The organism is Pseudoalteromonas rubra (assembly GCF_000238295.3).
GTDB classification, from domain to species: Bacteria; Pseudomonadota; Gammaproteobacteria; order Enterobacterales; family Alteromonadaceae; genus Pseudoalteromonas; species Pseudoalteromonas rubra.
Window position 1 is genome coordinate 555,305 of sequence record NZ_AHCD03000044.1, and the last position, 19,981, is coordinate 575,285.

A 19,981-nucleotide genomic window follows, 5' to 3' on the forward strand; every position below is an offset into this window, starting at 1 on the left:
CAAAACAGCTGTATCCATGCCTATTATTATCATAATGGTCGCTATTTTGCCCGGCAACCGGGTTAAACTGGACTTCCTGGCCGTAGGCTAACAGCGCCTGCTCATCTATGGTTGAGCCCGATGAAATACAGATAAATATAGGGGAAATAAAGTGATGAAATTCGCAAGATTAAAGTTGGCCTTTGGAATGAGTCTTTTGTTTTTTAATGCTTTCGCATTCGCCGCGGGTTGGACTGCACCAACTAAGATCACATCAGTGGGCCAATATGGCACCAATTCAACTTTTTTCACCACCGAAGCTGATGTTAGCCAATGTGGTGATAAAAAAAGCTCTTCTTTTTGACGAGTGATGCAACTGATCCTGAAAAATTCTACTCCACTTTGCTGATGGCATTTGCTTCAGGGAAAAGAATGAAAGTGTATTTACATGATCCAGTTGTTTGTGGTCCCGAGAATGCTCAAAAAATAAACGCGGCAAACTTTTTCTATGTTTTTGATTAGCACGCTTTGCAAGTAAAGTAAAAATGGCCTGTTCCCAGACAGGCCATTTTTATATCTAGCGTGCTATAGGCGCTGAAAATTAATAAAAATTACTGTGTTCAGCTATATAGTTATTACTCAGGCGTTTCAATTTTAAAACTATAAGCGGCTGCCCCTTCTAAGAGCGAAGTATCTATGTATGTATTTCCAGCTGCCGCTTTTTGCAACTCCTGTCTTAGGGCATCAAATTCCCCTGTAAAATTCCATGCATTCACATCCAGGTTCAGCTCAAAGCTTTCTACGGTATTGATAGTGGTATCGATGGCAGTGCCAAACTCAAAGTTGGGGATCGCTGCCTGGGGTTTAGTTCGTATTTCCCATTTAACTTCGCCATTAGCGGTATCTTCCCAGCGCAATGTGATGCCGATCATGTTGATGCGATCATCAACGTTGGAGAAGTCATACTCGAACAGGTTGCCATTGCTTTGCTGGGCCATGGATTGTGCAAACTGCATAAAGGCGTTTTGCAGTGCTGCGTCATACAGCAGCGGTGCGGTTTCGCTGGGCTGACCGTCATCGTCAATGGTATGCACAGTGGCAGAACGGGTGAACATATCAAAGCCGGGCAATACTGCGCGCTTGGAAATAGAGTTATATGCGTAGCTTTTGGTCGCAAGTTCAGGAAAAATATACTTGTGACGGTAATTAGGACCAGTTAGATATTGCACGCTGAGTTGCTCACTGTCATTGAATGACGTCAGGAGTACGCGTGAGTTAATACTGTCTATTTTTGATAAAGGCAGATCGGCGAGATTGACTCTTACACCCGGGCTATCAAATGCTTCATCAGTTAACTCAAGCGGCCCTTCGCCTTCCAGGCTGAACAGACCGCCACGCACATCACTGTAGTCTTCGTTACTGATGTGCATGATCCTATTTTTACTCCCAGCTTCAATATATGTTATGTCAGTTACCGGGTCTTGTAGCGACATTTCGTCGCCTATAAGACCGCTTATATAGTAATCAGGCTGGCTGGCAGCAAGTGCACTGAGATCAAATTCTTTTGTGGGCAATTCACAGGGTAGCTGTAGGTCAAATCCGATGATGCCATAATCTGTGTTAGTAACATCCAGCAATGTAACTAGCTGAGTTGGCACATGATTATTATTATTCGCACTATTAGCGATTAATGAAACATGATGTGTGTTTTCTGGCAGGGCCTGCGTCAGTTTACCATCTTGTCCTGTTGTTACACTAGAGATGGCCTTGCCACTGGCATTATGAAAAACCACTTCTGCGATTGCAGGTTCTTTCATGTAACCGCTTGGGCAAGCGATCAGTCTTGTCGTCACCGAAAATACGGGGGCAGGCTTGTCTGGCGTTGGTGTTGAGGTAATGGGTTTTGGTTGTTGTTTCTTGCTTGCAACCGAGTTATCGTTTGATGAACCGCCACACGCCGCGAGTGTCAATGCTGCACTGACAGCGACAAAAAGTCCTTTATATTTCATCTTATCTCCAATTGATAAATTTTTGTTTTTGAACATATTAGTGCCAATTGCATTCTAACAAGCTTCGCATGTACTTGTCTTATGGACAGGGTGCTTGATTTGTATTCAAAGTTGTTTGATTTGTGTTCAGGGTTGGTTGGTTTGTGTTCAAAGTTGTTTGATTTGTTTTTTTTTGTAACCGGCGGGCAAGTCCGTGTGGCAACAGGTGCATTAAGGCAGGCTGCAGATCAGCCCTGCCTTTGTTAGTTTTAACTATTTTTGGGCTTAGAAGTCGCCGCAGGGACCTGTGATCACACAAATCATTCCCTGTGCCGGTGCAGTTGCACAGTCCATCGAATCACCCGGAGGAGGGCAGTTACGATAAGTTGGATAGCTGCTGTTTGGTTCAACCTGACCACCGGCCACATTGGGTGTCTGAGCCAGGTTAAGTTGCAGGGATTGAGATAGAGATTTCAGATTAGACTTTTTTACTTGTAGCTTCATAACAATTCCTTAGTTATTGATTTAAATCGTATACCCAAGAATTTCCTACTGCGGGTACAGCTAATCTGACATCTAGATTTGGTGTTGTCAATGTGTTTTTATTGTTAATTTTTTGGTTTTGTTAGTGCTCTGAACAGAACTGGGAACTGCCAACTCACATTGAAGCGCAGACGCTGCATCCATCAGTGGTTTGAGCCGCATAAAAGCGCTACAATTGTTATTCAATATTTGCAGGCAGAGAACACCGCGTGACCGTTGATCGTCAACTTATCAGTACTTTACACACCGCATTTAACGGAATATTCCAACAATCTTTATATGCTGACAAAGTTATTCAGCACCACTTACACGACAACCCCCACTGGCGTCGTGAAGACAAAGCGTATTTTGTTACGACACTGTATGACCTGGTCCGTTTTATTCGCAAGTTGGCCCATGTCAGTGATGCCAGCGAACAGGATTTCTGGCCTGTGTGGCAGGCTTTTCAGTTACTCAACGATAAGCCAATCCCCGATTGGCCAGAAATGCGGAACCTTTCAAAGGCAGAGCTGTTAACCCGACTGGACACAGCGTCACAAGCCATTCAGCTGAGCTATCCCGATTGGCTGGATGCTCTGGGCAGCTCTCAGCTTGGTCAGCAATGGCCTCAGATCGCTGAAGCATTAAATCGCGCGCCTGGCTATTATGTTAGAGCCAATACCTTAAAAACCTCGGCAGATGCCCTGGCCAGTAAATTGGAGCGTGAGCAGATCTCCTGTGAGCGCGTTTCTGCTACGCTGCCTGATGCGCTGGTCATTCAGGCGGTAGATAAGCTATTTAAATCTAGCGCATTCCAGGCTGGAGAGTGTGAAATGCAGGATGCCGGCTCTCAGCAAATTGCGCCGTTACTGGATGTTGCGCCAGGCATGAAAGTGGTTGATGCGTGTGCGGGGGCTGGCGGTAAAAGCTTACATCTTGCAGCCTTAATGAAGAATAAAGGCCGTTTGCTATCGATGGACATTCATCAGCACAAGCTGGATACGCTTAAAAAGCGGGCAAAGCGTGCCGGCTGCCATATGATTGAGACGAGGGCGATTAAAAACAATAAAACCATCAAACGCCTCAAAGATAAGTTTGACCGGGTATTACTTGATGTACCATGCTCCGGGACCGGTGTGTTGCGCCGCAATCCAGATAGCAAATGGCATCTTAGCGAGCAAAGCATTGATGACTTGATTGCACTTCAGGCCGATCTGTTACAACGATATAGCCAGATGTGTCGTCCGGGTGGCAAACTGGTGTATGCAACCTGCTCCGTACTGCCGGTAGAAAACCAGCAGCAGATCGCACAGTTTTTAGATGCAAACCCTGACTGGACTTTGCAACAGGAACTGAGTTTGCTGCCGGGGATAAACTCAGAGTTTGACGGATTTTATGGCGCCGTATTGTGCCGTAACGAACTACCACAAGATTAAAATAGGACAAAAACATATGAATCCCATTATTGCCTTACTCAAAGAGCACAACATCAGTGACGAAAAAATCAACGAGGTATTTCAGGCGCTGACCGAAAACCCGTTGATGGCTATGGCGGTTGTTCAGCAACTCAATATCCCACCTGAAAAACTGCAACAGCTAATGGCCCTGGTGATGCAAAATCCGGGTCTGATCAAAGAAGCGGTTCAGGAACTGGGCCTTGATTACGATAAAGTCGAGCAGGCAAAGGCGCAGCTTAAACAGTAACTCATACCACATATGTTTGCTGGCCGGACATAATGACCGGCCAGTCTGTTCCCTTGCTTTTTTAAATCCCCCGTCAGACAAACTCATTTCCTTTGACTAAACTAGATGCTATTCGCTTGGTAGCAATTATTTTAGAGAAGGACACTGAATGCTTTCCAGCAAAACACTCGAACACGATTCCCCTATGGTATTTGTGCTGTTTATGGCCATTGCCTGTTTGTTTTTTTTCTTTCGGCCCGGATTTATGCCGCCTGCTCAGCAAGATGGTGCGTCGAATGATGTTCTTTTTCCGAAAAATCTTCAGCAATATCTCAGTGATCCTAATGCAAAAGCCCTGTTAGGGATCGATGTGTCACACTATCAGGGGACGGTGGATTGGCAGCAAGTTTCGCAAGCAGGTGTACAGTTCGTTTATATCAAAGCTACTGATGGCATGACCTATCGAGATCCACAATTCTATACTCATTTTAAAGGGGCACTGTCAGCGGGCTTACAAGTGGGGGCATATCACTTCTTTGAACCGGACGATGACCCCACTAAGCAGGTCGATAACTTTATGGCAACCCTGCAGGGGCTGGAATTGACACTGATGCCCATGTTGGATGTGGAGATCACCAGTAATCGTACACCGCAACAGATCAGCAATGGGGTTGCGCAGTTTATGGAAGCCGTGAAGCAGCGAACAGGGTGCGAAACCATTTTGTATAGCTATGGTGATTTTTGGCAAGAGAACTTATCGGCTCAATTTGCCAACCAACCTCTGTGGCTGGCGGATTATGCCGAGAGCCCAAGTGTCCCTCAGCAAGCAAGCGCCTGGTGGTTATGGCAATATTCAGATTCAGGCCAAGTTTCGGGTGTGGTCACTTCAGTAGATGTGGATGTGGTAATAGCGGGTGAATCGGGACTGGATACCATGAAGTGCACAAGTATGGGAGCAAAATCATGAACTTTGCGAAACAGCTTTGGCAACACGAGCACACGGTGATGCGGGCTCTGCTACTACTGGTGGTAGTTATTTTTCTTACCCTTGCGGTGATCCATTATCATGACTGGCAGCATCAACCGGATGCCGTATACCTGAGCAATCAGGCATACCTGCATCATGTTGAAGCGCAGGCGCTGGACGATTTGTTTTATCTGGCAGAGATTAACGGGCTACTCAAAGTGGTGGAAAGCAGCCAGGTGGGCGTGTCATTTATTGCCGAGTTTAAGGTTGATGTCGGTAACATGATTGCGACAGTGACACATTACTTGCAGCAAGGCATTAATCTGAACCTTGCCTCATTGGTTGCTGTAGAGATACTGTCGTTGCTCAGTGAGGCTGCACATGTCATTGCTATGCCGCTGCTGATTGTCACGTTAACTGGCGCGATGGTTTGGTTATGCGCTGAGTTATTTGCTTTGCCTGTGGTGCTATGTGCTGTTTTTAAACGAATATGTGAAGGACTATTGTTGGCTTTTGTATTGCTACATCTGATGTTGCCCTATGCTATTCATATCAGTGGTGCTATTAGTCATTCTGTGAGTGCCAGCTATAAAACCACGGGTCGTACAGCGTTGTTGCAATACCATCAGGATGTCACACATGGACAAAATAAAGCGTCATTAAAAGACAAAGCGGAGTCGAGCATTCATGAATTGGAAAAAGTATCGCCTAAGCATGTCAGGTATCAGCAGAACGCGTTGTCGCATTATTTAGTGAGTACACTGGCGGTGAATCTGTTTGACTTGATCTTAATGCCATTATTGCTTGTTTGGGGGTTCTTTCGCATAGTGAAGGGACTTTACCTGCATGCACAGGAAACTTACCGGATAGCAAAAAGAAGTGATACCAATTTGCTTAATTAAGTGTTCTATTTTGAGGCGAGAAAATATAGTCGATAACAAGGCAAAAATTTTGCTATTTAGTTGTTCTAAATGAGAAGTTTTTAACGCTGTTAGCGTCATATTTGCTCCTTCAAATAGACCAGGTATTAAGTGAAATTGGTATGATCGTATAGAAACGATAAAAGGGCCATAAAGGCCCTTTGGTGAAGTATCGTTCAAGTTAGTTTGGTTACTCTAACCCCTTAAAGCAACCAACCAATTGTTTTGCAACTGAGGCTTATCTCATTAAGTTTCTAAGCTAGCGAGAGGAAAAACCCTGCAATTGCTGCGCTCATTAGGTTAGCCATAGACCCTGCTAAAACCGCCCTGAGCCCTAAGCGTGCGATATCCTTTCTTCGACTCGGCGCCATACCGCCCAATCCGCCTAGTAAGATGGCTATCGATGACAAGTTAGCAAATCCACATAACGCGAATGTGACAATCGCTTGTGTGTGCTCACTTAACGTGTCGCGATAATTCATAAAGTCCAGGTAAGCAACAAACTCGTTCACAACCAGTTTCTGGCCGATAAAGCTGCCTGCCTGAGTGGCTTCTGCCCAAGGTACGCCTAACATCCAGGCAACCGGAGCAAATACATAGCCTAAAATCTCTTGTAGTGTCAGTGTTGGATGGTCAAACATCCCACCAATGCCACCAAGTAACCCGTTTAATAGTGCAATCAGTGCCACAAAAGCCAGTAACATTGCACCGACATTCAGTGCCAGGTGCATACCGCTTGACGCGCCAGCTGCTGCTGCATCGATCACATTAACCGGCTTGTCGTCGCCGCTATCAACCTCTGCGAGATTTTCTTTTGGCTTTTCGGTTTCCGGCACAATCATTTTGGCCATCAGGAAACCGCCTGGCGCCGCCATAAAGCTGGCTGCAATCAGGTACTTTAATTCAACCCCAATAGCAACATAGCCTGCCATGACAGAGCCTGCTACTGTCGCCAAACCACCTACCATTACGGCAAACAGTTCTGACTGGGTCATCTTAGGGATAAAAGGCTTTACAATTAAAGGTGCCTCAGTTTGTCCTACGAAGATGTTTGCCGTTGCTGACAAAGACTCTGGTCTGGACGTTTTGAGCAGCTTTTGTAGACCACCCCCTAAGATTTTGATGATCCACTCCATAATGCCAATGTGATACAACACACCGACCAAGGCTGAGAAAAATACGATCACAGGGAGTACCTGGATCGCAAAAATAAACCCTATGTTGTCCGCACCAGCCAATGGGCCAAACAGGAAGCTGATCCCGTCATTGGCATAGCCGATCACAGATGAAACCGCTTTCGACATAGCCGCTAGCGCGTTTTTACCGGCTTCTACGAAGAGTACGAAGCCACCAATGAGTATTTGCATGATAAATGCGATACCCACGGTTCGATAATTAATGGCACTACGCTTGGTGGAAGCTGCGTAGGCGATGGCTAGTAGCATTAACATGCCGACTAAGCTCATTATTGTTGTCATGCCAGATTGTTCCCGTATTATTCTTGCAGTAAATATTTTATTTTACTTTTAATAATATCAATCGCAACGCGATTCATACCGCCACGGGTAACGACCAAGTCGGCATTGTGCTTTGAAGGCTCAATAAATTGGTAAAACATAGGTCTTACCGTTGCCTGATATTGCTCAACCACCGAAGAGATACTTCTACCGCGAGTTTCTATGTCTCGTTGCATTCTTCGCAGCAGACAGATATCAAGCGGCGTATCAATAAACACCTTGATATCAAATTCTTCGATTAATGCTGGATCGCTTAACAGTAAGATCCCTTCAACGACTAAAATCTTTGCCGGGTTTACCGTGCGTGTCTCACTACTGCGTGTATGTTGAGCATAGTCGTAAGTCGGTACTTGTACAGACCTACCTTGACGCAGTTGCGTCAGGTGCTCTTTCATTAACGCATGTTCAAACGCATCCGGATGGTCATAGTTCGTTTGAGTTCTGTGTTCAAACGGCAAATGCGATTGATCTTTATAATAGGCGTCTTCTTCTATAACGGCGATGGCACCCGACTCAAGTTCGTTTACTAATTCGTTATAAATAGTTTGACTAAAAAGAGACTTACCGGACGCAGATGCGCCGGCGATGGCTATAATTGTTCGTGTCACTAAAGTTCACACCCAGCAGTTGCTAATGTTGGAAGATCACAATAGCAAAAAAGACACGATTAATCTCTTTTGCCTCGCTTAAGGAGCAAATTTAATTGTTTTGGTTATAACAAAACAGGACTTATGTCCGCTGGTCCAATTAGTGTTGAAATTTAATTAATATGGGGACAAATGGATTTTTGTTATGCTTTTATGACAGCGGACTTATGTCCTGTACGTTAATTTGGGCTACAAATAAAGTAACACCCTCTGACGAGTAATCACGACCTAAAAACAAAATCGTTGTGCGTCAGAATAAATAGATGAGAGGTAAATTATGGCAAGAGCAATCATATTAATGGCAGACAGCTTAGGGATTGGGGCAGCACCCGATGCCGAGAAGTTTGGAGATGCTGGTGCCAATACCCTGGCTCATCTATTAGCAGCATATAAGCAAGAAAAAGGTGAAGCTTTATCTTTACCTAATTTAAGTAAGCTTGGACTTATTGCAGCATGTGAAGCCGCAGGTAAAGAAGCCTGCGAAGTTGCACAGCATATTGAACCGCAAGCTGCATGGGGTTACGCAAAAGAATTATCCAGCGGTAAAGATACGCCGTCTGGGCACTGGGAAATGGCAGGCGTACCTGTGTTATTTGAATGGGGTTATTTCCCGAATACACAGCCTTGTTTCCCACAAGAATTTATCGATGAGTTGTGTAAGCGTGCGGACATTCCCGGTATTTTGGGTAACTGCTACGCCTCAGGCACAACCATTTTAGAGCAACTGGGTGAAGAGCACGTCAAAACTGGCATGCCAATTTGTTACACCTCAGTTGACAGCGTGTTTCAAATAGCCGCACATGAGCAATCATTTGGCCTTGACAAACTTTATCAAGTATGTGAAATCGCACGGGCACTGCTTGATGAAATGAATATAGGGCGAGTGATTGCGCGGCCATTTATAGGCACTTCGAGTGCCGACTTTATTCGTACTGGTAATCGACGTGATTACTCAGTGTTACCGCCCTCGCCGACTGTATTAGACAAACTGGCGAATGACGGTGGTGAAGTGATCAGTATCGGTAAAATTGCTGATATCTATGCGCATCAAGGTATTACGCAAAAGCACAAAGCACCTGGCCTGATGAATTTGCTGGAAAAAACCAGTGAAGTCATGCAAAGCGCTCCGGAGCATAGTTTGATTTTCACTAACCTGGTGGATTTCGATGAAAAATTTGGTCATCGCCGCAATGCGGTTGGTTATGCTGAGGCGCTGGCGCAGTTTGATGCTTATTTACCGAACATCATTAACCAATTAAAAGACGATGATCTGCTGTTAATTACAGCGGACCACGGCTGTGATCCGACTGCACCGGGCACAGACCACACCCGCGAATACGTGCCAGTATTGGCGTATCGCAATGGAATGAACAATACTCCGTTAGGTGAAAGAAACAGCTTCGCAGATATGGGCCAGACGCTGGCTCAGTGGTTTAACTTATCTGCTTGTGATTATGGTGACGGCTTTGCAGCCCAACTCGCTAAGGCTTGAATTAAAGGAAACATGTTATGAGTACTCCGCATATTAATGCTAACCCAGGTGATTTTGCAGAAACGGTGCTAATGCCAGGGGACCCACTGCGTGCCAAGTACATTGCTGAAAATTTTTTGCAAGACGCACGTCAGGTAACGGACGTACGCAACATGTTCGGTTTTACCGGTACTTATAACGGTAAGCCTGTCAGTATTATGGGTTCTGGTATGGGTATTCCATCCATGTCTATTTATGCTCGTGAGCTGATTGTCAGCTTTGGTGTTAAGAATTTAATTCGCATTGGTACCTGTGGTGGCATCAACCAGGATACTAAAATCCGCGACGTGATTTTTGCACAAGGTGCAAGCACAGACTCAAACGTCAACCGTGCTCGCGTACGTGGTTTTGATTTTGCGGCTATTGCTGACTTTGGTCTGCTTGAGAATGGTGTTAACGCAGCACGCCGCCTTGGTATTGAAGCAAAAGTAGGTAATGTATACACCACTGACACTTTCTATCAGGCTGACAGCAGCTTTTATCCTGAGCTAGACAAGCTGGGTGTACTGGCTGTTGATATGGAAACTGCTGGCCTGTACGGTGTTGCTGCCGAGTATGGTGCAAAAGCAATGGCGCTATTTACGGTGAGCGATCACGTAATCACCGGCGAAGCAACGCCACCAGAAGAACGTCAAAGCACGTTTAATGAAATGGTTAAAATTGCTCTTGAGTCAATTTAAAGAATTTGGTCCTGCCCAGGATCTCCCTGTTCCTTGGTAACGTAATCGCAGAGTTTTGGAGACACGCCTAAAACAACGCGAATCACACCCAAAAAGCCGCACTTAGTGCGGCTTTTTTTTACCCTCAGCTTTATTACCCTCTATCCCGCTGCTATTCACTTTCTTTGTACGCCCGGGAGGCGAGACAGTGATATATGTCTCTACCTAAATAAAAGGCCAGTTTCGATAATAGTTTGTCACTGAGTATTCCCAGCTGGCATTTTGTTATTTAATTTCTTCTCAGTAATCGCCGAACTGAAATAAATGTATGTAAGTTGGCGTTTAATCTTGTCAGTAAGCTATATACTCAGGGTATGCAGTTTTATATTAAGGTCAGAAATGATAGCTCTTCCGACTATGTTGCTTTCCTGGGGAATGACCCTATCAACAACAGCATCCTGTAATGTGCCAATAGAGTTACTGAAATCACAGGCATTTAATCAGCCTCAGCAAGCTGTACAAACGTATTTAAGTAATCAGGATAGTTTTCAGCGCGCAACCTGCGCCGATGCGGCATTGGCATATCGCTACTTGTTGATGGCTGCAACCAGGGTACAGGACTGGAAACTCGTTGAAGAGGTCGCTCAAATACTTCAGTCGGGACGATTATCTCCTCATGTTGCGGGCAAAGAGCTTAATGTTATAAATAACATAGGCGTTGCTTATCGTAAGGTCGGGCAACCTGAAGACGCACTGGAACACTATCGTTGCGCGTTAACATACGCCAACAGCCACGATGAAAGAGCGCTTATAAAAATCAATATTGCGATAGTACATCGCAATGCCGATCAGCCCGCGATTGGGTTTCGTCTCCTTCAGGGAATTGAGGAAAAGTACTTACCGAGTATTATCCTGGCCGGATTACATGTCGCCAAGGGCAATACAGCTTTACAGCTCAAACGCTATGATGAAGCGCAGTACGCGTACCAGCAAGCGCGTGAACATTACCTGGCTGTTGGAGATAAGCGCAATGCGCAGGCCGTAGTGGCAAACATGTTGGTCGTTGCGCTGGCCAAAAATGATACGCAAGCATATGACCAGCTGCGGGCTTTGAGCACTCTGGATGTCGACATGCTGACAGAGCAAGGAGGGAGGTTTATGCAATGGCTCGACACCTTCCGGTCATATAGTTCTGCTAATAATCTGAATCAGTCACAACGACAGCAACTGCAGGATATAGAGGCAATTGCGGCGGACTATATCGAGTTTGTTATGTTGTTATCTGCGCGTTTTAATCTAAATGCGGCCGTGGCAAGGCCAGCTCGAAATAACATTGAGCAACCTCTGCTTTCGGGTGCGCTGGCTAAGCGCTGGTGTAAAGGGATGTAGTGTTGCGAGCTTGATTCATATAAAAATTTGTTTTTACCTCACTTTATGCCAGATTTAAGGTGCAGGTATAAGAAAACTATCGGGAGCAAGTATGGCGAACTGGGTGAATGGCAAAGTGGTTGAAAAGCTGTGGTGGACGCCCAGCTTGTTTAGTATCAAAGTTGCGGCTGATATTGACCCTTTCACCGCTGGCCAGTTTACCAAACTGGCATTACCCGTAGAGGACAAAAAAGTATCGCGCGCATACTCTTTTGTGAACGCACCTCAGGACCCTTTACTTGAGTTCTTTTTAATTGAAGTTCCGGATGGACAATTATCAGCGCCGCTGGCGGCCCTGGACATAGGCGATGATATTTTAGTGGCAGGCAAGCCTAGTGGGTTTTTCACACTGGATGAAGTACCGGATGCGAGTGTACTGTGGATGCTGAGCACAGGCACGGCGATAGGCCCGTTTTTGTCTATGCTGAGTGATGGTAAGTTGTGGAAACGCTTTGATCGGGTTGTCCTGGTTAACGGCGTGCGCTATGCGCAGGATTTGTGCTATCAGGACATGCTACTGGATACCGAGAAAATATTTAAGCAGTTCAAATATGTGCCATTAGTTAGCCGGGAGGAGACGGCGCATACGCTGTCCGGAAGAGTGACAAACCTGCTTGAGAGCGCAGAATTGTGTCGCCATTGTGGTTTTGAGCAGCTGCCAGCAGACAGTCAGTTTATGTTGTGTGGTAATCCGCAAATGGTGAAAGACACGACGGCATTATTAGAGACGATGGGATTTGCCCGTAACCGGCGGGCACAACCCGGCCATATCACGGTAGAGCAGTATTGGTAAGCGCAAAGGAATGTACTCGAATATTGACACTTAGAAACGCAAAACTTCCCGATGGACTGGTCTGATTCTGTATTCTGGTAACTGAATTTGCTATCGTGCACGCCAATTAGTCCCATGAAAAGGTAATTTATGAAGTACCTAATTGTACTGATTGGATTGGTTTACTCAGCTATAGGGTTGGCAAACCCTGCGCTTGATGAACAGGCCAGCGATTATCAGTTAGCAAAGACAGAGCAGGAACTGGCGGCAGAAGCTGTAGTCGACAAGCTTATTATTGCGTATAACGCGCAAAACATACGCAAGTTTATAGAGTTATATGCCGAAGATGTTGAGTTTTATATGTATCCGCAGACCTTGATGTTTACGGGAAAAGAAAAATTGATTGAGCGTTATGGGCTGATGTTTAAGAAAATGCATTGCCTTAAAGCCACCTCAATTAAGCGTATTACGCATGGTTCCATCGTGATTGATCATGAAACTTCAGAGATTTGCAGTAAAGAGGCGGGTGTTGTGGATAAACGCTCGGAATTTGTGACCAGCTATCAAATTGAAAACGGCAAAATTAAAAAGGTCGTGTTTTTTCGTTAAGTATGTAAATCGTTAAGGCTATGCACAATGGCTGTCTGGTACATAGCCTCAGCACGTATGAGTGCCTCTACCAGTGCTCAACCAATTCCTTAAAGCTTGGGTTTGTCTCCAAAACTTGAAATGAGGGTTCATTATTGAGCTCATTCTTTAGGTTTGGCGAATAGGCCAGTGCCATTTTTATGTCGGCAATCGCATCAGCATATTGATCCAGCAGGGCATAAGCACAGGCGCGTTGCCAATAGGCATAGCCGTAGTCACTGTCAATTTCGAGCGCCTGATTGCACAGGTTAATTGCAGGTCCTGTTTGTTCCAGTTCAAGCAGTGCATCGGCTTTGTAAACCAGTGCTTCAACATCATCGGGGTGACGTTTCAGGATTTCGTCGTACATCTCGATTTTGCCATGCATGTCACTTTCAAGATTTGCTCGCATCCATAATGAGTGAATTTCGTTTGTGATCGTGATTTTTCGTTGGTTGTTGAGAATTTCTTCAGAGCGCTCTTTGAGTTTCTCTTCCAGCGTTCTTAGTCTTTGTTCATATTCTTCAGTGATGTTTCCGACTCTATCATTAACTGTTTCTTCAACTTTGTTTTTGATATCTCGTAATGAATTCCAGCCAACCAACACCAGCAGTGAGGCTGTAGCGGTGATGATGAACAGCACATTGTTGATAGTATCCGTGGTATAGGTCAGCGCGCGATCTGCGGCATCAAGCTGCTTGTGGGTGAGCTGTAAAGTGACATCCTCACGCAGCTTTTGTTGATCCTGCCGTAAGGATTTTAATTCGTCTAAAATATAGCGTTCCATTAATGGGCGATACATTGGCTCTTTCAGCTGTTGTAGTACTTGTTGCTGCTGTTGTTCGGTTAAGATGAGCGCAGGCTGAGCGTTACTTGCCGCGAGTGCGCTGCAATAGAGCAAAGTGACGAAAATAAGGATATTTTTTGGCATAGCAGTGATCTGTTTGAGAGTTTAGTCTAGCATGGTGCATGAGAGGTTTAGAAATTGCAAAGCCATCAGGCATGGTCGGGGGCTATTTGGTCAATACAAAGAGGGTTGAGGTTAAGTAGATTGCATGAGGTATTGCACTATCTTTAAGTTATTGTGTTGCTCCTTAGTGGCTGTTGCTATGCTTGCCTGCCGCCCGGTAGTTGCGCATCCACACCCACAGCCTCGCCCAGTCATAGTGCCAGAATCAGAACCGACTATTCAACTCCAGGTTGTCACTGAAGAGTGGGTGCCTTACAACTTTACCAACGAGCAGGGGCAGGTTGATGGGCGTGCTACTCAAAAGGTGAGGGAAGTACTTGATGCTACTGGGATCAGCTATGAAATTTTGGTGTTTCCCTGGACCAGAGCCATGAAAATTGCCCAAACTCAACCTAACACTATGATTTATTCTATTTTTCGTACGCCAGACCGTGAGGCTCGGTTTGAGTGGGCTTGTCCTCTGTTAAGGCCTGTCAAAGAGCACCTGTTTCGTCTGGCTACGCGAAATGACATACAAGTTGAGTCATTGGACGATGCTAAACGCTATATTATTGCTTTGGTCAGAGGCAGTGTGACCCATGAATATCTGACTGCCAGAGGGTTTAAGGGCGGCGTTAACCTGGATCTGTCTGCTGACCCCAGTTCTTTGGTCAAAAAACTACTGGCGGGTCGGGTAGATTTTCTGATGACCACGGAATTTACCATCTACGAAGCCCTGCGTTTGATTGAAAAGCCTTATGAGTTGGTGACGTCTGCATTAGAGGTGCGAGATCGTTCCGGTGAGAGGGCTTGTCTGGCATTTCATCCTGATACGGATAGTCAAATTATAGATAAGGTCCGCCGTGCCTTGGCGGATCATAACCGCCGTTATATTGGCCCATAATTATAAGTCTGTTATCACACGACCCACCAAATGCTTCTGTCTAAAACTTGAACAAGCATTTCAACTCTGTCACAGTGAATTGGCAGCACTGTGCGTGTTGCTCATACATAAAATAATAACATCAAGGAGTTAGAAGTGAACGTATATAGAATCTTAATCCCCGTCATACTAGGTATTTTGTCTGGTTTGAGCTTTTCCAGCGTCGCAACCAGCTTGGCTGAATTGCATGATATTAATAAAGGCAAGTTTTTCCTTTACGATAATAGTTCGACTGGTCCCACCTATGAACTTGTTTTGGCCAAAAATGGCACGGGAAAATACGCACGGCAAACTGAAAGCGAGATAAGCTGGAGTAAAGTCGATAATGGATTACAAGTTAATCTGGCCTCACCGGAACTTATCTGGGCATATCAAGATCAGGGCGTTGAGTATCGCTCAGAAATATACCAGGTGCATGTTTTTCCGTCGGAGGAAGGTGTTTCCTTTGCACAGCACATGCGTGTAGTGCGAACGGATACGATGGAAGTGGTTGAAACGCAGGCACAGCACTTTGCCGGAACCCTGGTACCAGCTAAGTCAATGCAAGACTGGCGAGTTGATCTTACTGAGGGAACCTGGGTGCTGCCCGGGGTTGATTACATCTTGTATGAAGAATTTGATATACCTGCATTTGGTGCTGTCGAAGCGAACTTTTTTGCTAATGGGGGTGGCCAGTTAGTGCATCATGACAAGGCGGTGAGTCGTTTTAAATGGCGTATTAAAGGTAATCGTCTGGTGCTGAAATACTGGCAAAATGGTATTAAAAAGAAACTTGTATTGAGGATCACAGAGTCACTGGCTGGGGTTGGGTTACGTGTTGTGATCAAAGCCACAAGCCATACAGGTAAAGCGCCGCTGTTGCGCACGGGGTTGATGATTAAAGATCAGAAAACGCATTTCAGCTATGAGAATACGGTGGGTACCTGGTTGCGTGGCGAAGCTCGCTATGACTACTTTGAGGATCACGTTTATATTCCCAATGTGGCTTTCGGGAGCGCAGTTTGGTCATTTAATCAGGCTGGTGAAATAGAGCGCCAGAAGATTATTCATCCTCAGCTGGGTACGGTCCCCGTCTGTCCAGATGATACTTGTTATGTGTCTTGTACTTTTACATTAAAGCTGCTGGCGCAGGACGAAGGAGCGCTCTACGTGTCGGTGCAAACAGACTCGGAGCTGGTCGATGCGGGCCCTCATTTTTTTATGGGTAAGGCAATTGTTAAGTTCGATTTAAAGCCATATCAAAGCGTAGCTGCGTTTGATTATTCGTGGCTTGGCCAGACAACGCTTACTTTAAAGTCACAGAGTGAGTCTGCGCTATATTACTTCATGATGATGCCGTCAGTAACAGGGGTCTGGGAGTATGTTTACGCGAAAGAGGCACCGAATAATATTCAGGGCAAGTTTGCCGTGGTTGACGGTAAGCTGCACCTTGAGGGTGAGCTGGAGACACAAGTGCTGGAGATCCAGCAGTCGACAAGGGATAGCTTAAATGTATGCCGTTACACTCAGGGCAGCTCGTGCGCAGCCGGTGACACTATGATTTTGGAGTTTCATAACGGCACCGATCTGCTTAAGTAGGGCTTCGTAGTGTTCATTGCATAAAGTCAGCCAGTGCGCTGGCTTTATGCAGCCGAACCTGACAGAAGCTGATATAACACGACGACCAGTATCACCGAAATACACACCACCAGATAAGGCATGGCAGTAGAGCGCTCATTAGAGTCAGCCACCAGGTGCTTTTGGTACAGTTGTTGACCATAACCTGCGGTGTCATCTAACTGTTTGATAGTGCGACGTGGGAAAGTCAGTATACCCAAAGTGGCCAATAAGCCAGAATTTAACCATTGTCCTTTAAACAGTGTTAGCAATGCCAGTGTAAGCAGGGCAATGCCAGCGATCCATCTGATTAAGTAAGTCATAGTGCGTCCAATGCAATAATAAAACCAGACTGTACTTTAGAGTTTGGGATCTAAACTTGCAAGCGAATTGTTCCTAAAATAAGTAAATTACAGCTTTAACCTATTTCTCTTACCAATTGGGTAGGTTATATCTCACATTTTGCTCATTTCTGGATTTAGCTGCTTTGGCTTACCAGACCTAATTCTACTGCTTTTAATGTCGCTTGCGTGCGATCTCTGACCTGAAGCTTGCTAAGCAGATTGGAAACGTGATTGCGAATAGTACCTTCCGCTTTAAACAGCTGGCCTGCAATTTCTTTGTTTGATAGGCCACGCGCGATGAGTACAAGAATTTGTTTTTCCCTGTCTGTAAGCTCATCCAATACCGATTCTGCTTGTTTAAATACGTTACTCAAAGCACGTTGGATAACCAGCTGCCCCTCGTGTACAGCCTGAATTGCTGCTTCCAGTTCTTCTAACTCGACGTCCTTAAGCATGCAGCCATTGGCACCCAGTTGCAGGGCCTGTTGTAGCTTTGTGGTATCGTCGAAAGTCGTCAGGATCAAAACTTTGGGCGTTCCTTCCATGCTATTGAGCTGCTCCAGTACGCCAATCCCATCGAGTTCAGGCATACGCATGTCCAGCAAAATGACGTCAGTATCAATGAGACCTGCTTTGTACTGCTTCATAAATTCCAGCCCATTTGCTGAACTGCTATTACATTCAATGCTTTCACAAAGCGCGAGCAGTGCCTGCATACCCTGCCTGACTAAAGCTTGATCATCGACCAAGTGGACCTTGATTTTACTCATGATGGTGTGTTTCCTTAAACTGAACTAGCACGATAAAGCCTTTTGGAGAGTTTTGCCAATCAAATTGCCCCCCAAGCTCAGTAACTCGTTCCTGCAGACCCCGCAAACCATTGCCTGGTTCACTGAGTGGCACCGCTGCACCATTATCGTAAATTTGCATCTGAAACGCATCGTTGGTTGATGGCCCAAACTCAATGTTGACCTGTGTGGCGTTACTATGTTTCAGGGTATTGGTGATACATTCCTGGCAAACTCGCAGGATACAATGGGCATGGCTTAAGCTTTGTAAAACGGGGTGAGCGTTAAACTGTAATGAAACATGGACTCGCGGTACGTGATGGATCAATTCGGTGAGCACCGCTTCGAGGTCAAGTGACTGCTCGGTGCGCTTATCACTGACGAGTGTACGGATTTTTTCCAATGTTTCCCTGGCAAGGGTGTAGCTTTGTTGTAGTTGAGATTTAAGTGGTTCCTGTGCGGTTCTTCTGGCAACGTCGAGGTTAACGATCAAACTGGTTAGCTGATGACCCACATCATCATGTAGCTCCCTTGCCAGTAATAACCGCTCCTGTCTTGAAACGGATTGCCCGAGTAACGACTGGGTGGCCAGCAATTGACTGTTGGCCAGTTGCGCCTGTTCTTTGGCTGTTCGCTCTTGCTGCATGCGATGGCTTACCACATAGGAAAATAAATGAAATGAGGCAAATAACACAGCTTCTACCCAGGGCCATGGGTGTTGCCAGTAAAGCTTTTGGACTAGCAGGTAGGCAATGCTGGCGAATAGCATGTAGCAGTATGACTGCACAGGTGACAAATAGAATGTCAAAATGGCGATGAGCATTACGCTGTAAATAAGGTATACCGATGACGGCAGTAAAAAGCCGGAGCTGTGGATCAGCAAAGCCATTATCGCCAGTAGCCAGTATCTGACTGTATAACCATAACTGTGCTGAGACTCATTGGTGGCCAGCAAAATCAAGGGCAGTAAGGTTAGATGTGGCAACCAGGTCCAGAATGGAGCCTGCGATAAGGCATGCAGGCTTGGTACAGCAACCGCGCACCAGGTCACGAGTGCGGTTGCAAGCATAGAAGGTTGATATTGAAAGTAACGCTGCACAGTAAAATCATAGTTATTATTGATGTTGTGTATTTATATCAGATCACAACCAGAAAAGAAGTATGACGAATGTCATTGATTTTTAGTGACAATAGTGACGTGTAGGTGGAATTGCTTTTCCTTAAGCTGGATGGACATCAACTAAGGAGCTAACAATTATGCAATACCTTCATCAGTTTTCTTTGGTCATTCACATCATAGTGGGTAGCTGTGCATTACTCTTATTCTGGGCACCAATCCTGACTAAAAAAGGGGGGAAGATACACAATCTGTCGGGTAAAGCGTATGCTTACAGCATGCAAATTGTCTCTTTAACAGGTATTTTATGCTGCGCACTGGTTTTGACTGACCCTATCTCTGTTTATCCGGAAGCCTATCTTCAGGCACCTAATCAGGCTGACTTTATAAATTCAGCGCGAGAGCGAGCCAGCTTTTTACTCATGCTGTCCTTTTTGGTCCTGGCGTCGGTGATGCATGGCATGCGCGTGCTTAAGGATAAGGCATCACGCCTGACAGTAAAACGCCCGGATATGCTTTTCAACTATTTTGCTCTGTGTGCCAGCGCGTTATACGTTGCTTACCTGGGCGCTCAAAGCGGTCAGGTTTTATATCTGGCTTTCAGTATTATCAGTATGATTGTGGCAATAAAAATGATCCGCTATACCTTTGCTCAGACAGTAAAGCCGCGCCAATGGATTATTGAACACCTCAGCGCAATGATTGGCTCGGGTATTGGTGTTTACACAGCATTTAGCGCCGTTGGAGGCCGTTACTTACTGATTGAGGTATTGGGAGAACAGGCAATGTTACTGGCGTGGCTGGCACCTTCGGCACTAGGGACCCTTGGGCTTATCGTTGCCAAACGCAAATATCAGCAACGGTATCGGGTTGTCGAAAAGAACAACTTGGCCCGTCAAGCTGCGACTTCCTGAGCCTTTATTTGTGCGTTGTGCCGAAATATAGTGTTTTCTCAAGTATAGATAATTGTACCTGTACCTCCTAAATTAGGTAATTGGTTTAGG

General features: G+C 45.6%; 21 protein-coding genes. 13 read left to right on the forward strand and 8 right to left on the reverse strand.

The window, feature by feature from the left end; genetic code table 11:
* The first annotated feature begins 154 nt into the window (after positions 1-154).
* Positions 155-343: a hypothetical protein gene (locus tag PRUB_RS23285; RefSeq protein ID WP_010380151.1), complete on the forward strand. Its 189-nt coding sequence runs from the start codon at positions 155-157 to the stop codon at positions 341-343.
* 271 nt (positions 344-614) lie between these two features.
* Here the strand turns inward: PRUB_RS23285 and PRUB_RS23290 are convergent, their stop codons facing one another.
* Both PRUB_RS23290 and PRUB_RS23295 read right to left on the reverse strand, forming a co-directional pair.
* Entirely contained in the window at positions 615-1,988 is a 1,374-nt protein-coding gene (locus tag PRUB_RS23290) for a hypothetical protein (RefSeq protein ID WP_155946204.1), read from the reverse strand.
* Positions 1,989-2,252: 264 nt separating this feature from the next.
* Positions 2,253-2,471: a hypothetical protein gene (locus tag PRUB_RS23295; protein WP_010380154.1), complete on the reverse strand. Its 219-nt coding sequence runs from the start codon at positions 2,469-2,471 to the stop codon at positions 2,253-2,255.
* A 248-nt stretch (positions 2,472-2,719) separates the two neighbouring features.
* Here PRUB_RS23295 and PRUB_RS23300 point away from each other — a divergent pair, with 248 nt between their 5' ends.
* The 4 genes from PRUB_RS23300 (at position 2,720) to PRUB_RS23315 (ending at position 6,041) form a co-directional block, all read left to right on the forward strand.
* On the forward strand, positions 2,720-3,925 hold the full coding sequence (locus PRUB_RS23300) for an RsmB/NOP family class I SAM-dependent RNA methyltransferase (RefSeq protein ID WP_010380156.1): 1,206 nt from the start codon (positions 2,720-2,722) through the stop codon (positions 3,923-3,925).
* Positions 3,926-3,941: 16 nt separating this feature from the next.
* Entirely contained in the window at positions 3,942-4,193 is a 252-nt protein-coding gene (locus PRUB_RS23305) for a DUF2999 family protein (RefSeq protein ID WP_010380158.1), read from the forward strand.
* Between the two features lie 148 nt (positions 4,194-4,341).
* The gene (locus tag PRUB_RS23310; RefSeq protein ID WP_010380160.1) at positions 4,342-5,139 is read left to right on the forward strand and encodes a glycoside hydrolase family 25 protein; all 798 of its coding nucleotides are present in this window, start codon (positions 4,342-4,344) and stop codon (positions 5,137-5,139) included.
* Positions 5,136-6,041, forward strand: a complete 906-nt coding sequence (locus PRUB_RS23315; RefSeq protein WP_010380161.1) for a hypothetical protein — start codon at positions 5,136-5,138, stop codon at positions 6,039-6,041. The genes PRUB_RS23310 and PRUB_RS23315 overlap by 4 nt, the downstream gene beginning before the upstream one ends.
* 272 nt (positions 6,042-6,313) lie before the next feature.
* Here PRUB_RS23315 and PRUB_RS23320 read toward each other — a convergent pair whose 3' ends face one another.
* Positions 6,314-7,537, reverse strand: coding sequence for a NupC/NupG family nucleoside CNT transporter (locus tag PRUB_RS23320; RefSeq protein WP_010380163.1), 1,224 nt, complete (start codon positions 7,535-7,537; stop codon positions 6,314-6,316).
* 17 nt (positions 7,538-7,554) lie between these two features.
* Entirely contained in the window at positions 7,555-8,184 is a 630-nt protein-coding gene (udk, locus tag PRUB_RS23325; RefSeq protein ID WP_010380165.1) for a uridine kinase, read from the reverse strand.
* 316 nt (positions 8,185-8,500) lie between these two features.
* Here udk and PRUB_RS23330 point away from each other — a divergent pair, with 316 nt between their 5' ends.
* From PRUB_RS23330 to PRUB_RS23350, 5 genes are all read left to right on the forward strand, one after another.
* Positions 8,501-9,715 carry a phosphopentomutase gene (locus PRUB_RS23330; RefSeq protein ID WP_040644737.1) on the forward strand — a complete coding sequence of 405 codons (1,215 nt, stop codon included), beginning with the start codon at positions 8,501-8,503 and terminating at the stop codon, positions 9,713-9,715.
* 17 nt (positions 9,716-9,732) lie between these two features.
* On the forward strand, positions 9,733-10,434 hold the full coding sequence (deoD, locus tag PRUB_RS23335) for a purine-nucleoside phosphorylase (protein ID WP_010380169.1): 702 nt from the start codon (positions 9,733-9,735) through the stop codon (positions 10,432-10,434).
* 378 nt (positions 10,435-10,812) lie between these two features.
* A complete protein-coding gene (locus tag PRUB_RS23340) occupies positions 10,813-11,802 on the forward strand; it encodes a tetratricopeptide repeat protein (protein ID WP_155946275.1) in 990 nt (329 codons plus the stop codon).
* A gap of 91 nt (positions 11,803-11,893) precedes the next feature.
* Positions 11,894-12,634, forward strand: a complete 741-nt coding sequence (locus tag PRUB_RS23345; RefSeq protein WP_010380172.1) for a ferredoxin--NADP reductase — start codon at positions 11,894-11,896, stop codon at positions 12,632-12,634.
* A gap of 129 nt (positions 12,635-12,763) precedes the next feature.
* Entirely contained in the window at positions 12,764-13,222 is a 459-nt protein-coding gene (locus tag PRUB_RS23350) for a nuclear transport factor 2 family protein (RefSeq protein ID WP_010380174.1), read from the forward strand.
* Between the two features lie 67 nt (positions 13,223-13,289).
* On the opposite strand, the gene PRUB_RS23355 is transcribed toward PRUB_RS23350, so the two are convergent.
* Positions 13,290-14,171 (reverse strand): tetratricopeptide repeat protein, encoded by an 882-nt coding sequence (locus tag PRUB_RS23355; protein ID WP_010380177.1) that lies wholly within the window; start codon positions 14,169-14,171, stop codon positions 13,290-13,292.
* 124 nt (positions 14,172-14,295) lie between these two features.
* Here PRUB_RS23355 and PRUB_RS23360 point away from each other — a divergent pair, with 124 nt between their 5' ends.
* Positions 14,296-15,093 (forward strand): substrate-binding periplasmic protein, encoded by a 798-nt coding sequence (locus PRUB_RS23360; protein WP_242065374.1) that lies wholly within the window; start codon positions 14,296-14,298, stop codon positions 15,091-15,093.
* A 135-nt stretch (positions 15,094-15,228) separates the two neighbouring features.
* A complete protein-coding gene (locus tag PRUB_RS23365; protein WP_010380181.1) occupies positions 15,229-16,710 on the forward strand; it encodes a hypothetical protein in 1,482 nt (493 codons plus the stop codon).
* A 44-nt stretch (positions 16,711-16,754) separates the two neighbouring features.
* On the opposite strand, the gene PRUB_RS23370 is transcribed toward PRUB_RS23365, so the two are convergent.
* From PRUB_RS23370 to PRUB_RS23380, 3 genes are all read right to left on the reverse strand, one after another.
* Entirely contained in the window at positions 16,755-17,051 is a 297-nt protein-coding gene (locus PRUB_RS23370; RefSeq protein WP_010380183.1) for a hypothetical protein, read from the reverse strand.
* 155 nt (positions 17,052-17,206) lie between these two features.
* A complete protein-coding gene (locus PRUB_RS23375) occupies positions 17,207-17,842 on the reverse strand; it encodes a response regulator (RefSeq protein WP_010380185.1) in 636 nt (211 codons plus the stop codon).
* Positions 17,835-18,959 (reverse strand): sensor histidine kinase, encoded by a 1,125-nt coding sequence (locus PRUB_RS23380; RefSeq protein ID WP_010380186.1) that lies wholly within the window; start codon positions 18,957-18,959, stop codon positions 17,835-17,837. The genes PRUB_RS23375 and PRUB_RS23380 overlap by 8 nt, the downstream gene beginning before the upstream one ends.
* Positions 18,960-19,117: 158 nt before the next feature.
* Here PRUB_RS23380 and PRUB_RS23385 point away from each other — a divergent pair, with 158 nt between their 5' ends.
* A complete protein-coding gene (locus PRUB_RS23385) occupies positions 19,118-19,891 on the forward strand; it encodes a hypothetical protein (RefSeq protein ID WP_010380188.1) in 774 nt (257 codons plus the stop codon).
* The last annotated feature ends 90 nt before the right edge of the window (positions 19,892-19,981 follow it).